Raw genomic sequence first — 15801 nt, 5'->3', positions numbered from 1 at the left:
GATATAAGCATTGAAGCTTGAATCGTGAAGGCTTGTTGATGATTCAAGCTTCAATGCTTTTTTGTTTAAAGATCTTCTTCGCTGAGCGCGAGCGCGAGGCGTAAATTCAGTGAATGACTGGGCGAATTGACGGCGTGACCGAGTATTTCTTCGCAGCGAAGAATACGGTATTTGACCGTATTGCGATGCACGAATAAAGTGGAGGCTGCGCTGGCAATTTCGCATTGTGCGCCTAAGTATACCGATAACGTTTTGCGTAGTTCGATTAGGGCAGGGTCTTTCGGATAAGCAAAATCTTTTAATATATTCTCGCAGAAAAATCGAACATCATTTTTTTCAAGATGATGGAACAACTGAACCATCCCTTTATCCTTATAATGGATAATCGGCTGAGTTTGCAGCTTGCTTTTACGTTCGTCGAACACCAGCTTTGCTTCAATGTAGGATTGGTTAATGCGTTTCCAATCTGTATACGGGTTTCCGATACTAAAAATCAACTCTATATTCAGACTGTCATTGAGCTGGGTACGAATAGCCAATAATTTTTCGTCCAGATCCGGGGCTTCGCGTTGGATTAAAATGATAGTCTCTTTTGTAACACTAAAGAACAACACCAAGCCGTTCGTGAAGTAATCCGGAATATGTTTTTGCAACCATTGCGAGGCTAATATTAATCGTTCCTCCTGATTGAGACTAGGCGCCGTATCTTCTAAAGCCGCTTGGCTAAAAACGTGAACAACTTGATAATAATCGGACAATAAGTAACCGTATTTCATGTTTAATTCAAAGGAACGTACGGACGGATCCGAACTGGAATGGTAATCAATCAGTTCTTTGAAATATTCGGTTGCAATCGACTGTTGAGATTCCGATACTTTTTCGTTTTTGAATAAAACAAACGATAATACCATAGCCGCCTGGTCAATCGCAAAACTGGAGATCGGATAAGGAATTTGTTCGGGATTAACCACAACCAAATAATGCGGAAAGTGAGAATGGACTTGAATCGGAACAAGCGAGATCTGAATTTCATGCCCTTTTGGACTATGGATAATAAATGAATCGTCCTCTTTATTTGTTTCGTGAATTTTCTGTATGATCTGATTCACATAATGCTGCACAGGATTGCTGGAATGATTGAAATGTTTGGAATATTCCATAATTTCTTTGAATGGATTCAATAAAATAATCGGCGTTTTAACGATCTGGCTTAATTTGTTGATAATAATTTGATTAGTCGCATTTTGCAGCAGTAAGTTAAAAAATTTTTTTTGAATATCCAGGGCAAAAGAGATTTCTTCATAACGCGTTCCCCATATTTGATTTAACAATTGATGCAATAGCGAGCCTAACGAATAGTTATTGGGAATTTCAATCAACGGGAAATTAACTTTCTCTGCATATTCAATAATTTGAGGCTCGATCTCACCCAAGAACCGTCCAGTCTTAATCCCTAAACCCACCGCTTTGGCGCGAATCAAAGAATCGATTAAAGAAATTAGTCCTTGTTGGTCGTCCGCATAGCTCATCGCCGTTGTTAAAAGCAAGACACCATTCGGAATATAGTATTCAATATCGGGTGTTTCAGAAATCTCTACACTTTGAACGGTTTGGTCGGTGTCGGTCTGACCAACATTCGTTAATAATCTTAGGTCTGAATAGCGGGGTAAATTTAAAATATCAGCAATCGTAGTCATATTCGTATCCTTTCTTTAACTATGAAATAAAGATCGGAATGAAAGAATCGACAGTCATCTGGAAGTACAATTTAGTATACAGATATTATTTGACTTGTTCAATCTGCACATAACTTAGAGGAATTCGAACAGGTTTTTGCTATTGACGGCACACGTCCTGGGCACCGTTAAACAGATGTGACTTTTTAAACATTAATCGCAGCTGTACAGAGTCAACAAAAATAAATAACCTTTTGTGTAAATGAACAGTGATTGTGAAAGCGGTTATCATTATACTATTTTTAGAAAAACCGTTCAAATTATGTTTAGAGAAGGTCAAATTAGGAGGGAATCTTGGTGATAAAGTTAGAACCACAAACTGTAGATGATTTGATGGATTGGATATCCGGGATATCAGATAGACAAGGTCCTGGAACAACGCGTTTGCTTTATAGCAAATCGTGGCTTGAAGCACAAAATGCATTGAAGGAAAAATTCGAAGAACTTGGCATGACAGTTGAATTTGATGAAGTAGGTAACTTATTTGCGACATTAGAAGGAACTGACAGCCCAGAAGAGATCATTGCGACAGGATCTCATATTGATACGGTAGATAAGGGTGGACGTTTAGACGGACAACTTGGGATAATAGCAGGTTATATAGCCATTAAGGAATTATTGAAAAAAAAGGAAAGCCTAAAAAAACGCTGCAGATTATCTCGATGGCTGAAGAAGAAGGATCACGTTTCCCATATGCGTTTTGGGGTTCTAAAAATATCTTTGGCATTGCGGACCGTAATGATGTAGAGCATATCAAGGATGCTCAAGGCGTGAGCTTCGTCGATGCAATGCATGAGAGCGGGTTTAATTTCTTGGAAGGAAAACCAAGGCACAATAAGATTTCTGCTTTTATTGAATTACATATCGAACAAGGTAATTTCCTAGAGAATACGCATAAGCAAGTTGGTGTCGTGAATGCCATCGTGGGTCAGAAACGCTATGATATCACGCTTAAGGGACAAGCCAACCATGCTGGTACAACATTGATGGAGTACCGAAAAGATACGGTTGAATGTATGGCACGAATCATTACGCAAAGTATCGATAAAGCGAAAAAAGAAGGCAATCCACTCGTTCTTACGTTCGGTAAAGTTGAGCCTAAGCCTAATACAGTGAATGTCGTTCCTGGTGAGACGCTCTTCTCTATGGATTGTCGTCATACAGAAGAAGCCGTATTAGATCGATTTACGCAGGAAATTGAAAGAGACATGAAAGACATTGCGCGGCAAATGGGTATCGACATTCATATCGATCATTGGATGAATGAGAAACCAGTTCCTATGGACCCTGAAATTATCCGTATTATTGAATCTGTATGTAAAGACAACAAATTGAATTATGAAGTGATGCATTCAGGGGCTGGACATGATTCTCAGATTTTTGCAGCTTATGTCCCAACAGCTATGATCTTTGTACCTTCTATTGATGGGATTAGCCATAATCCTAGAGAACATACTGAAGCGGTAGATATCGTACCTGGTATTCAGGTTTTGGCGGGTGCCATTGAGAAACTGGCCTATTGATTTATCACAGAAAACTCGCTGAAGACGAAAGTTAAGTCTAATCAAAGTAACCAGTTGTTTTGATAAATTTAGCTATTGTAGACAATGTTTTAATGAATATAAGCGCTTACAATTAATTTGTAACCATTGTTGGAAGTTATCGGTTCCGTAGGAAATAGGTTATTGAATTGGCGAATGTTGAAGGGGGGAAACAGTTGGAGAATCTAGATTATCAGGTTACAAATGATGATATTGAAGTATACCGGCAGAGGGGCTATCAAAGTGAGGATATTTTGCCCAAGACTCCAAATAAGCGGAATATGAGTACTTTGAATTATTTTACATTGTGGATGGGTTCGATTCACAACATTCCTAACTATGCTGCGGTTGCAGGTTATTTGTTATTGGGACTGTCATCATTAAATGTAATCATTGCAATAACTCTCAGTGGATTGGCTGTTGCATTATTCATGGTTATTAATGGGCGGGCAGGGGCTAAATATGGGATTCCTTTTGCCATGCATTTGCGTTCAATTTACGGCAGCGTAGGAGCGAAATTACCAGGATTTCTAAGAGGGTGCGTAGCTGCGATCGCATGGTTCGGTGTTCAAACATATACCGGGGCGGCAGCTTTAACGATTCTGGTTGGAAAAGTGTGGCCAACCTATTTAGAGATTGGCGGCGGAGCGGATATCTTAGGTATATCTGTGCCGGAATTAATTAGTTTCGTCATATTTTGGATTGCGAATATGGCGATTGGTCTTGGAGGAGGTGGAACCCTTAATAAGTTTACAGCAGTACTTAGCCCAATTATTTATATTGTATTCGGCGGGATGACGATTTGGGCAATCCATGTTGGAGGAGGAATTGGCAATATTCTTTCATACGAGGGAGTTCAAACAACTGCCGTAAATCCCGTCTTTGGTTACCTTGTCATCATTGCTTCAGTATTAGCAGTATGGGCGGCACCAGGAGTGAGTGTATCTGACTTTACCCAGAATGCTAAGTCACAAAAAGACCAAACCGTTGGCCAGACAGGTAGTTTATTTATAGGATATCTCATTTTTGCAATCATGTCAGTTATTATCATTATTGGCGGCACGATTCATTATGGTGCACCAACTTCAGGCAATGGAGTATTGGATTTTATTAATCAATGGGATAACGTGCCTGCGATATTATTGACCACATTAGTGTTTTTGATGACGACGATTTCAACCAATGCAACGGGCAATATTATTCCTGCAGGTTATCAACTAACAGCACTGTTTCCTAAATCGATCAACTATCGTAAGGGCGTTATCATCGCTGGAGTCATTAGTTTCTTAATTATGCCATGGCGTTTTATGGCTGATGGCAGTGCGATTATTGCTTTTCTCAATGCGGTCGGTGCATTATTAGGACCTGTTGCAGGTGTAATGATTGCTCATTATTATTTTGTGAAAAACCAAGTCATTGATTTAGATCAACTATATTATGATGCTGAAGACGGTTCAGTGAAAAGGATATATTACGGAGTTAATCGTAAAGCGTATACAGCAACCATAGTAGGTTTGATTTTATCACTTATTGGGCAGTTTATTCCGGTATTATCCGTGCTTTCTGATATTGCTTGGATAGCGGGGTTTGTGTCTGCATTTACTATTTATTTTGTTTTAACAAAGTTATCATCCAACGAATTAAGTATGGGGATTGAAAATAATAAAAAAAAGGAGGAAGCTAAATGAGTTATGATTTAGTTATTAAGAATGGTTTAGTGATACTAGACAGTGGAGAAATCCAAACAGATATTGGTGTTAATAATGGCGTGATCGTTACGATTGGATCTAACCTTGAAGGAACAAAGATAATAGATGCAGAAGGGTTAATTGTTAGTCCTGGTATGATCGATGCTCATGTTCACATCACTGAACCGGGTGGCGGGTATCGCGATGAATGGGAAGGTTATTCTACCGGGACTGCTTCTGCAGCAAAGGGTGGTGTAACATCATTCTTAGAGATGCCGCTCAATCAAGTTCCTGCTACAACAAATGGCGAGACATTGAATATTAAATATGCGGCGGGTAAAGGGAAACTGAAATCCGATGTATATTCTTACGGCGGACTGGTTCCTTACACAGTCGATGAAGGTGGTATCCAAGAATTAGATGAAGGCGGCGTTATAGCTTATAAGTGTTTTATGGCGACATGCGGAGATCGTTCTATTGATGGTGACTTCATGAATGTTGATGACTACTCTCTATATGAAGGTATGAAACAAGTTGCTAAGACAGGAAAAATATTGTCTATTCATGCTGAAAATGCCCGGATCACTGATCGACTTGGAGAAATTGCTTACAAAAACAATGAAACAACACTAAAAGCCTATGTAGCAACACGGCCCGTATTTACAGAAGTTGAACCTATTCAACGCGCCATCTTATTCGCAAAAGAAACCGGTTGCCGCATTCATATCTGTCACGTTGCTTGTCCAGAGGGTGTTGAAGCTGTTGCGAAGGCGCGCCAAGAAGGTGTTGATGTAACTTGTGAGACATGTACGCATTACCTATACTTTGAAACAGAAGAATTGGATGCGATTGGTCCAGTTGTAAAATGTTCACCACCAATCAGAGATAAGAAAAATCAGGACGGTTTGTGGAAACAATTATTAGCAGGCAATATTGCCTTTGTTACATCAGACCATTCACCATGTACACCGGACTTGAAAGACAAAGAAAACGCCTTTGAAGCATGGGGCGGTATATCCGGATTGCAAAATAATGTGGATGTTCTATTCGATGAAGGCGTCCAAAAACGCGGGATGTCATTAAAACAATTTGCTGAAATCATTGCAACAAACGTTGCTGATCGATTCGGGATCGATAACAAAGGACGTATTAGTGTAGGTAAAGATGCAGATTTTGTATTAATCAAACCAGATGCACCTTACACATTACAAGCAGAAGACTTGGAATACCGCAACAAGATCAGCCCATACATCGGTCGTGAGATTGGTGCACAAGTTGCGATAACGATTTTACGAGGTGAGGTCATTTATTCCCAAGCAGAAGGTGTGACAAAGGATTTTCCTGGAGAATTTGTAAAAATACAGTCGAAAAATGTATGAAACCTAATATCGTTTAGTAATGGTTCGTGACCCCGGAATGTAGATGAAAATCTAGCTTTCCGGGGTCAACTTGTATTGAACCTAATTTTCGAAATTCAGGTTGATAACTATCAAGAAAATACTCCTCTTTCAAAGCGATCAGCTTATGGAAGAGGAGTATGAGTTAGAATAATAATGTAATTATAGGAATAGAGATCATTGACATCAATGATGATAAGAATACGATCTGACTCGCAAATTTAGCATCATTACCGTAATTATTACTGAACATGGCCACATAGGAGGCAGTAGGCATTGAAATCATCATAGCCGGAATAACTAGAGCCGGACCAGTCAGACCAAACAATTTAAGCACCATTGTTATAATAAATGGAACGATGAGTAGTTTGAATGCAGCAGCTATATATAAGTATTTATTCTTAAATGCCTCATTGATATTACTGCGTGACAACATCAGTCCGATCACTATCATTGCAAGGGGGGATGTCGCAGGACTCATTGTATCAATCACACTGTTAAGTGGTTCAGGTACTGACCACTGGAAAATAAAGAAAATCAAACCAATGATAATTGAGAGGATTCCCGGACTGAAGAGAACTTTCTTCCAATTGAATCCTGTAGTCTCTGATCCATTGCGGGAGATTAAATAAACGCCTACTGACCACGATACGATCTCAAATATAAAGCCAGCTCCAACAACGGCATAGAATAGGGCATCAGGTCCTAGTAGACTTAGGATGATGGGATACCCCATGAACGATGTATTGGATAGTAATAATGCCGTTTGGAAGATATCTTTTTGCCCTTTAGATAAGGAGAGTCGTCGTGAGACTAAAAAGCCTGCAATAAACATAACAACATAGCAGAAGATCAAAACTCCCAATATGACAAACGACGTGTTCAGTCGCTCTTGATTCATCTCAAGCTGCATGGCAGAAAAAATTGTAGCCGGCATCGTTATATAAAGAACTAACTGCGTTATATCTTTTTGCCCTTTTTCGGAGATTAAATTTACGCGACCTGCAATAAATCCAATAACAATTAGTAGAAATAAAACAAATACTTTCTGTAAAGTTAGAAAAAAATCTATTTGCATCAAATAATTCCTTTCAACTGTATTTTTGTTGGGGATTATTCAGCCATTCAACTAATACCGTATATATGTTTATTCCTAAAGTATCGATATGAGTTCGGTCAAAGTCATGTTCATTTGATTCAACGATATGAAGTGTGCTTTCCGGTATATATTTATGCAGCCATTTTGATTGTCTTACAGATACATCGGGATCTTGGTGAGCCGCAGTAATGAATGTTGGCGGTAAGCCCATCAATTGTTCCTTTGTTAAAGAATATGTTCTTTGATGATCTATATCATCAAGGATAACACGGAGCCAATCCCCACGTTGACGAGCTGCTAAGTAGAGAGGATAGCGTTGATCAGTCGGCGCTGAGCTAATAGGTCGATTTCCCGCCAACTGCTGGATCATCTTATCCGATACTTTCGGATAATTGAGGAAGTGTCGACTAGGTACAGTGAAGCTTGCATCGCTCAATGTGTAATATCCGTAAAACACAATCACCCCGCGAGGCCGAACGCTAGCATGAACAGCATGATACAAAGCCAAATACCCCCCCGGCAGAACGTCCCATTACATAGTAATTAGAAGGATCGATCTTTAACGTATGCAGCCCTTCTTTCATAAACCATTCGATTGAACGATGTATAGCCTGCATAATAGCCGGCAGCTTACTTTCAGGGGCAAGCAAATAATCCAGGGCGAGCAGGCCATAGCCGTTTTCCGCTAATAGAGATATATATTTTGGGGGCAAATCTTCTCTGTGACCGAAAATCAATCCTCCCCCATGAAAGTAAAGAATCGTTCCTTTATAGGTTTGATTTTTACTTCCGCGATAAAAAGTTCCATATAATTGCAGCTCGTTAATCGTATGAATCGGAATCGTAATGCGTTCATAGGCAAACAATTCACTCAGCACCTTTTGTACAAACTTTTATTTGGTTTGACGATTGTATTTATTAATATATCACAAAGCATCCTCGACTCTTTTATTTAAAGTGCACAAAAATATAGGCGTTTTTATAGAGAGTGCTCATATTTCGACCTTATGAAAGCGGTTATACTTATGAAGTGAAAAGGAGGGGTATTATGTTGTATTCCGTAATTCAAAAAAATAATTATCAAGATTCGATCAATTTAATGTTGTTAACAAACTCCATTAATGAATTAGATGGCGTTAAACAAGGTCAGGTTATGATGGCAACAGACGCTAATAAAGATATTTTAAAAGCGGCTGGGCTATTCACCGACGAAGTCGAAGCCGCAGGCGCTAACGATATGGCGATTGTTGTCGAATCCGATGATCAGCATGTGCTCGATTCGGTTGTTGAAGAAGTAAAGCGCTTTTTAAGCGATCTTTCCGGTAAGAAAAAGGACAGTGGGGTATCAAGCGTTGACAATTGGAAAGATGCTTTAGAAGCGATGCCGGACGCCAACCTGGCCCTATTCTCCATTCCGGGCATCTATGCTGCCGACGAGATTGAGAAAGCTTTGGATTTAGGGTTACACGTATTTTCGTTCAGCGATAATGTGAGCCTGGAAGATGAAGTGCGCCTCAAACAAAAAGCGCATGAAAAAGGCTTGCTCTTGATGGGTCCAGACTGTGGCACCGGCGTATTATCAAGTGTTCCATTGGCTTTCACTAACGTAACCAATCCTGGGAATATCGGAATTGTTGCCGCATCGGGTACGGGCATCCAGGAAGCCACCACGATCATCGATCGCCTGGGCGGCGGCGTCGTTCATGCGATCGGGACAGGCGGACGAGACTTAAAGGAGGACGTTCAAGCGCGGACGATGATTGATGCGGTTGTCGCTCTTGAGCAGCACACTCCGACCGATGTGATCCTCATTATTTCCAAACCGCCGGCAAAAAAGGTCCGCGACCACGTCATGAAGCTGCTGCAATCGTTATCCAAACCGGTCGTTGCCCTGTTTTTGGGCGAGAAACCCGAAGCGCACGTCGGCAATGTGTCGTTGGCCTATACATTGGAAGAAGCCGCCAAAATTGCGGTCGATATCGCCAATGGAGATGAAGTCAAAGCGAACTACAACGATCCGATTGAGTTCCAGGTCGATCAACCGCTGCCGGCAGGCAAAACCGTAAAAGGCTTATATTCCGGCGGAACGTTGGCGAACGAAGCCGCTACCCTTATTTCCGATGCGCTCGGATTAAACAATGTTAAAGGCGAAGAAGGCTATATTTTAAACACGCAAGGATTTCAAGTGATGGATTTGGGCGACGATGTCTATACGCAAGGCAAGCCTCATCCGATGATCGACCCGGAAGTCAGAGTAAATAAGTTAAAGGAAGTATTGAAAGACCAAACAACCGGCATTATCTTGGTCGATGTGGTGTTGGGATACGGAGCGCATCCGGATATGGCGGGCGCACTGGCGCCGAGTATCCAAAAGGCTTTGGAAGAAGCTAAAGAAACAGGGCGCCAGCTGTATGTCATCGCCAGCGTTGTCGGAACAGACAATGATCCGCAAAATTATGCGCAAGCCGTTCAAACGTTAAAAGAGGCCGGCGTCATCGTTGAAAGCAGCAATGCGCGTGCCGTTCGACTTGCCTTGAAATTAATGGGACATGAACTGCAGGTAGCCGATAAAGGCCGCGTCGAATATACGGAAGCGAAAATGGATGTACCAGAACCAAGCGAGAAAGTCCTGGATTTGTTGAATAGCGTACCGAGAGTAATTAATGTCGGGCTTCAAAGCTTCACCGAATCCATCATCCAATTTAATGGGCAAGCTTTACATTTCTCATGGCGGCCAAAAGCCGGCGGCAATCAGAAGTTAATTCGCATCTTGAATAAACTGGAAAAACGCGAAGCGGAAATCAACGCGGCAAATGATAAAGTCGTTAGCCGATTGTTGGAATCTCAACCCTTCTTGGTAGATGCGCGTCCAGCCAAAGAAGTTATTCCGGAACTAAATACCGGCGAAAAAGTCATTCTTCATGCCGGACCGCCGATCAAGTATGAAAATATGACCGGGCCTATGAAAGGTTCTGTAATCGGCGCTATGTTATTCGAAGGATGGGCAGCGGATCATGAGGACGCCCGTCGTCAATTGGAAAACAATGAAGTGAAATTTATCCCATGCCACCACGTCGGTGCAGTAGGACCGATGGGCGGAATCACTTCCGCCAATTTTCCTGTATTCATCGTAGAAAATAAAGCGGACGGTACAACCGGCTACTGCATTATGAACGAAGGTATCGGTGAAGTGCTTCGTTTCGGCGCCAATAATGAAAACGTCATCCAACGATTGAAATGGATGCGCGATGTTCTGGGGCCGGTATTGGGACAGGCTTTAAGAACGTTCGGCGAAGGATTGAACTTGAACGTCATGATCGCCCGGGCAATCGGTATGGGAGATGAATTCCACCAGCGTAACATCGCGGCGTCACTCGTATTTCTAAAAGAAATTACGCCTGCGATTGTCACACTTGACGTGGAGGAACAAGATAAAGCGGACGTGATTCAATTCTTGGCGAATACCGACCAATTTTTCCTGAATATTATGATGGCCACAGGCAAAGCGATGGTTGATTACGCGCGTAAAGTAAAAGAAGGCTGTGTCGTGACGACCATGTCGCGCAACGGGGAGAACTTTGGGGTTCGGATCAGCGCTTTGGGCGATGAATGGTTTACAGGTCCCGTGAACACGCCGGACGGATTATACTTTGCGGGCTATTCGGCAGAACTGGCCAATCCGGATATCGGAGACAGCGCCATAACGGAAACAGTCGGTGTCGGCGGCATGGCTATGATCGCAGCGCCGGGTGTGACACGTTTTGTCGGATTAAGCGGACTGAACGATGCGCAGGCCATTTCGGAAGAGATGCAGCGCATTTCCATTACGAACAATCCGGCCTGGGCTATTCCGAACTGGAACTTCAAAGGCGCGTCATTGGGGATTGATATCCGCAAGGTTGTAGAAACCGGCATTACGCCTATTATCAATACAGGTATTGCTCATAAGGAAGCCGGTGTCGGTCAAATTGGTGCGGGTACGGTCAGAGCGCCTCTCGTGTGCTTTGAAAAAGCATTGGTTGCTTACGCCAAATCGTTAGGCATCAAAGTGGAAGATGAATAAACGCAATATAAAATGCGAAAAAGTTTATATCAGCCCGTACGTGCAGCATATGATCCAGCAAAAAGGAAGTATCCTTGCGCGAATCCATTCGATTTTTTCGAATGGATTCAACCTAACATACAAAGATCGCTTATTGTTCGTCGGAAAAGATTTGGAGAGCTTATCGGCAATCGGACTCGCGATCGACGCTGCAGATTTCAAGCTTATCCAAGCAGGGCTATCTGTCGGCGATCCGGTAAAGATAAGCAGCAGTTTTTCCCGACCCGAAGAAAAACTTAGCCTGATATTTATTTGTTACACCCGGCCTCAGGTGACAACGATGACGATCCCGTCGGTCCACAGCGTGGATCTATCGATACCGTACGTGCCGCATGAGCAGCTGGACAAAAGCGATTTATTGCATCTGCTTGAAGAAGCGGTTATCTGGGAGCAATCCGGATTCGCTTCATCGCCGCTGAAACCATTGTACGAAAACTTCGTTAACGAACCGAATTGTTTATCTGAAGAAGCTGTCCGAGCTTTGATCGGCGCGGGAGTCGGCTTAACGCCTGCCGGCGATGATTTTTTACAAGGGCAGATCCTGTTTGAGCGCATAACCGGCAGCGGAACTTTCTTAACCGATATGACGCAGCGGCAATTACAGCATCGCTCAACGACAGATGTGAGTCGAGGGTACTATCAGGCTCTGTTTGATGGGTATGCAAATGCCCAGTGGATAAAGCTTTGTCAAGCGATTCAATCCGAAAATAAACAGCAACTAACAGAGGCGATAAAAAAGATACAAGCATACGGCGCAACCTCTGGAAACGACACTTTAATAGGTGTTCTTACTTTTTTAAAACAAGCAAATGGAGGAAGTTATGGGCAAAAGAATCGTAATCGCGTTGGGCGGTAACGCTATATTGAACGACGATCCTTCCCCTCAGGGACAAATTGAAGCTTTGCGTTATACGAGCAAACAATTAATCGAATTAATCAAGCAAGGACACCAGCTCATTATTAGCCACGGTAATGGGCCTCAAGTCGGGAATTTGTTGTTGCAACAAACATTGGCTAAATCCGATAAAAACCCGGCTTTACCGCTCGATGCATGTGTGGCGATGACTCAAGGGAGTATAGGCTACTGGCTGCAAAACACAATGAATGAAGCTATGGTTGAAGCCGGACTTCACCATCAAGTGGCATCGATTGTGACTCAAGTCGTCGTTGACGAAAACGATCAGGCATTCAGCAACCCCACTAAGCCGATAGGACCGTTTTTCACTCAGGAAGAAGCGGAAAAAGCAGCTGCTGAAACGGGCGAAATCTATGTGGAAGATGCGGGCCGAGGGTATCGAAAAGTTGTGCCTTCCCCTAAACCCCTAACGATCGTCGAGTACCCAATCATCAAAACCCTGATCGAAAACGGATATGTCACGATCTCGGCCGGCGGAGGGGGGATTCCCGTAATAGAAGTAGCACATGGTTATAAGGGAGTCGAAGCCGTCATCGATAAAGACTTTGCCTCTGCGAAGCTGGCGAATCTTGTCGAGGCCGATTATTTGTTCATGTTAACAGGCGTCGATCATGTTTATGTCAATTACAATCAACCCAACCAGGAGAAATTAGAAGCGGTCACCGTCGATCAATTAAAAAAATGGATTGATGAAAATCAATTTTCGCCGGGCAGTATGTTGCCCAAAGTTGAAGCCGCCATTTCTTTTGTAGAAAGCCGCCCGCAAGGCAAAGCGATTATTACTTCACTGGACAATATTAATGCTCTTTTTGCCGGAGGCTCGGCCACAGTTGTGTTAGCAGGGTAAATTACCCAATTATGTGAAAATCCTTGATTTCATGAGTCAAGTCAAAGGGAGCGACCGATGCGGAAATTTTGGAAACGGTCGCCGTGGCTTCCGCGGCTTTGGCCGGAAACGCGCTGTCGCAGGGGGTAACCCGCGTGCAGCAGGCTTTGTCCTCGCCGCCTGTGCAGTAACGGAGGAAAGGGACCTTTCAGGTGATGGATCACACCTTGGAGGGTCCCCTTTTTGCTATACTTGCCGGGAAGGCGCCATCGTCCGCGTTCTGGAAGAGGGCTTCGGAGGATGACCGCCCTTTGGCCGCCGCGCCGCCGCTGCCGCCCAGATACGCGCGCATCCGCGAGGACACCTCCCGCTGCAAGCCGGCCCACAGAATGCGCATCTTGCCATGGAAACCGCGGCAGCGGTACTCCGCCTGGATGCCGTTCTCGTCCTGGCTGATCCGGTATATTTCGATGTTGCGCTCGCGGAACTTGCCGTGAATCTCGGCCAACACGAGGGCCACCCGCCGTTCTCCGCCACGAATGAAATCGGCGTAAACCTCGGGGCTTTTCAGCACCCCGCTTTGCTCGAGAATCCGGGCGTCCCGCTGAAATACTTTCTGTAAAAATCCTAGCAGCAGCGCGCTTTTGATTAACGCGAGCTCATCCTCCTTGAGGCCGGGAACAGCCATGGGAAAACACCGCCTTTATATGCGAATATATGCGAACTTATGTTCTTATCATACCCTATTGGAGCGGTTTTAATCAAGGGGAGGTTTTATACCGGTCCAAGCAAAAAAAGGTTGTTGATTTACATCAAAATACATGTTATTATATATAACGTTGCTGCAAAAACAATGCACCGACAAAATACGCGGTCGTGGCGGAATTGGCAGACGCGCACGGTTCAGGTTCTAGTGCGGATGTCAAGGATTTGCCCTCAAAAACCTTGGTGTTATGCGGTTTTTCGTAAGTAGTGGTTTCAAGTTCTCTCCTGTAGTTCTCTCCTTTTTCTGAGGAGCGATCGGAGAGGTAAAAAATGCGGTCGTGGCGGAATTGGCAGACGCGCACGGTTCAGGTCCGTGTGGGCTAACCCCCCGTGGAGGTTCGAGTCCTCTCGACCGCACCAATCTAACAATTAACGAGCTCTTGAGCTTCCTCTTGTGGAGATTCAGGAGCTTTTTGCATACTTGGAATTTGCAAAGTATTACTCATCACTTGAGCTGAAGAAAGCTTTGAGCTGTATTCAAGATGAACATAAATATTGGCGGTAGTGGAATAATGGCTATGCCCTAACCATGCCTGAATTTCCTTTAAGCTGACACCGTTCGCAAGCAGTAAGCTGGCGCAACTGTGCCGAAGATCGTGAAACCGAATCCGCCGTAAATTATGCTTTTTCAGGACGAGCGGAAAATGTTGAGTAATGTAACCCGGCTTAATTCGCTCTCCCAACTTATTGACGTAAATATAGTCCTGATATTGGTTGCTGTAAGAGTCCTTGTACATAGCCTGATTCACTTGCTGCTCTTCAAGCAGTCGCAGTAGCAACTCTAGGAAGACAGGAACGAGCGGCAAAGTACGATAACTCGATTTGTTCTTGGCCCGGTCCTTTTCCACTATAATTTGTTTGCCCTGATACGACACAGGGATAACTGTGTGCTTAATGGTAATCGTCTTGTGTTGAAAGTTGATGGCGCCCCATTTAAGTCCAACAATTTCACTTCGCCGCAGCCCGTAAAAAGCTGCCAGAATGACAGCCAACTCAACCGGATCGCCTTTCACGACTTCGAACAAATCGTTTAGTTCATCGCTCGTGTAGTAGCTTCCGATAAATTGGTTTTTCTTGAGCCGCTTGACTTTGTCTGCTGGATTCGAAGGAATCATGTCCAATTCAAAAGCATGCTGCAAGGCCTGTCTGATGTTGGCATGATAATGCAGTACAGTGTTTGTAGTCAGCCCAAATTCTTTCAAGACATACTGATAAAAATCGTGAAGGTGTTTGGGTTGCAGTTCCTTCAGATAAATTCCTTTTTCCCGGAAGTACGGGACGATCCTGGTGTTAACTGCAAAACTATAAGCCGAATGGGTGGTGATTTCAACTTGGTATTTCATCATTTCAAGCCATTCCACCATGAAGTCGGCGAATAAAACGTTGTCCTCTTCCATTTTTTCGTTTTCTTGGAGTTCCAATGTCTCCTCGATTTTTTCTTCAGCAACCAGCTCTTCCGCATTCTCCAGGACAGCTTCTGAGGGGGGCACAAAATTCTTGCGCGCCTCTAGCAACATGCTTTCCGCTTTTTTCTTGTTGCCTTTTACCGGAAGCTTGGTGGGAATCCATTTGCTTTTTCGTTTTCCGCCATCTTTGTAGTTCAGAACGATATAAAAAAGCCCCTTCTTTTCCTGTAGGTGGCCTGCTACCATATTTGAAGATATCCCTCCTTGGTTAGCAGCCCGATCTCCTACCATTGACACTATTAGCATATCATAGTGCTGAGATTGG

The 15801-nt window shown here is 43.4% G+C and carries 13 protein-coding genes, 1 tRNA gene and 1 pseudogene; 9 read left to right on the top strand and 6 right to left on the bottom strand.

Going from position 1 to position 15801, the window contains the following annotated elements; all coding sequences use genetic code 11:
- Nucleotides 1-65 precede the first annotated feature (65 nt).
- A complete protein-coding gene (locus DYE26_RS12010; protein WP_036624221.1) occupies nucleotides 66-1697 on the bottom strand; it encodes a PucR family transcriptional regulator in 1632 nt (543 codons plus the stop codon).
- Nucleotides 1698-2033: 336 nt separating this feature from the next.
- Between DYE26_RS12010 and DYE26_RS34190 the strand changes: the two genes are divergently transcribed.
- From DYE26_RS34190 to allB, 4 genes are all read left to right on the top strand, one after another.
- On the top strand, nucleotides 2034-2483 hold the full coding sequence (locus DYE26_RS34190) for a hypothetical protein (protein WP_240534161.1): 450 nt from the start codon (nucleotides 2034-2036) through the stop codon (nucleotides 2481-2483).
- The gene (locus tag DYE26_RS12005; RefSeq protein WP_240534160.1) at nucleotides 2399-3259 is read left to right on the top strand and encodes a hydantoinase/carbamoylase family amidase; all 861 of its coding nucleotides are present in this window, start codon (nucleotides 2399-2401) and stop codon (nucleotides 3257-3259) included. The genes DYE26_RS34190 and DYE26_RS12005 overlap by 85 nt, the downstream gene beginning before the upstream one ends.
- 194 nt (nucleotides 3260-3453) lie before the next feature.
- Complete coding sequence (allW, locus tag DYE26_RS12000; RefSeq protein ID WP_036624220.1) at nucleotides 3454-4965, top strand: allantoin permease; 1512 nt, start codon at nucleotides 3454-3456, stop codon at nucleotides 4963-4965.
- Complete coding sequence (gene allB, locus DYE26_RS11995; RefSeq protein WP_036624219.1) at nucleotides 4962-6344, top strand: allantoinase AllB; 1383 nt, start codon at nucleotides 4962-4964, stop codon at nucleotides 6342-6344. The genes allW and allB overlap by 4 nt, the downstream gene beginning before the upstream one ends.
- A 163-nt stretch (nucleotides 6345-6507) precedes the next feature.
- Here allB and DYE26_RS11990 read toward each other — a convergent pair whose 3' ends face one another.
- From DYE26_RS11990 to DYE26_RS11985, 3 genes are read right to left on the bottom strand one after another with little or no spacing between them, the layout of a single operon-like run.
- Nucleotides 6508-7440 carry an AEC family transporter gene (locus DYE26_RS11990; RefSeq protein ID WP_036624217.1) on the bottom strand — a complete coding sequence of 311 codons (933 nt, stop codon included), beginning with the start codon at nucleotides 7438-7440 and terminating at the stop codon, nucleotides 6508-6510.
- Nucleotides 7441-7453: 13 nt separating this feature from the next.
- Entirely contained in the window at nucleotides 7454-7897 is a 444-nt protein-coding gene (locus DYE26_RS33135) for a hypothetical protein (RefSeq protein WP_127463419.1), read from the bottom strand.
- 43 nt (nucleotides 7898-7940) lie between these two features.
- The gene (locus DYE26_RS11985) at nucleotides 7941-8327 is read right to left on the bottom strand and encodes an alpha/beta hydrolase (protein WP_036624216.1); all 387 of its coding nucleotides are present in this window, start codon (nucleotides 8325-8327) and stop codon (nucleotides 7941-7943) included.
- A 182-nt stretch (nucleotides 8328-8509) separates the two neighbouring features.
- Between DYE26_RS11985 and fdrA the strand changes: the two are divergent.
- From fdrA to arcC, 4 genes and pseudogenes are all read left to right on the top strand, one after another.
- Nucleotides 8510-10231, top strand: a pseudogene (gene fdrA / locus DYE26_RS34185) (acyl-CoA synthetase FdrA); the annotation flags it as partial.
- 30 nt (nucleotides 10232-10261) lie between these two features.
- Entirely contained in the window at nucleotides 10262-11524 is a 1263-nt protein-coding gene (locus DYE26_RS34180; protein ID WP_240534241.1) for a YlbE family protein, read from the top strand.
- A complete protein-coding gene (locus DYE26_RS11975; RefSeq protein ID WP_036624213.1) occupies nucleotides 11517-12419 on the top strand; it encodes an oxamate carbamoyltransferase subunit AllH family protein in 903 nt (300 codons plus the stop codon). The genes DYE26_RS34180 and DYE26_RS11975 overlap by 8 nt, the downstream gene beginning before the upstream one ends.
- Nucleotides 12385-13326, top strand: a complete 942-nt coding sequence (arcC, locus tag DYE26_RS11970; protein WP_036624212.1) for a carbamate kinase — start codon at nucleotides 12385-12387, stop codon at nucleotides 13324-13326. The genes DYE26_RS11975 and arcC overlap by 35 nt, the downstream gene beginning before the upstream one ends.
- A gap of 199 nt (nucleotides 13327-13525) precedes the next feature.
- Here the strand turns inward: arcC and DYE26_RS11965 are convergent, their stop codons facing one another.
- On the bottom strand, nucleotides 13526-13993 hold the full coding sequence (locus DYE26_RS11965) for a YhjD family protein (RefSeq protein WP_051985581.1): 468 nt from the start codon (nucleotides 13991-13993) through the stop codon (nucleotides 13526-13528).
- A gap of 349 nt (nucleotides 13994-14342) precedes the next feature.
- Here DYE26_RS11965 and DYE26_RS11960 point away from each other — a divergent pair.
- Nucleotides 14343-14430, top strand: a tRNA-Leu gene (locus DYE26_RS11960).
- Between the two features lie 2 nt (nucleotides 14431-14432).
- On the opposite strand, the gene DYE26_RS11955 is transcribed toward DYE26_RS11960, so the two are convergent.
- Complete coding sequence (locus DYE26_RS11955; protein ID WP_082207862.1) at nucleotides 14433-15722, bottom strand: tyrosine-type recombinase/integrase; 1290 nt, start codon at nucleotides 15720-15722, stop codon at nucleotides 14433-14435.
- Between the last annotated feature and the right edge of the window lie 79 nt (nucleotides 15723-15801).

The sequence above is a fragment of the Paenibacillus macerans genome (genome assembly GCF_900454495.1).
Classification (GTDB): domain Bacteria; phylum Bacillota; class Bacilli; order Paenibacillales; family Paenibacillaceae; genus Fontibacillus; species Fontibacillus macerans.
This window is presented reverse-complemented; position numbering and strand designations above follow the sequence as displayed.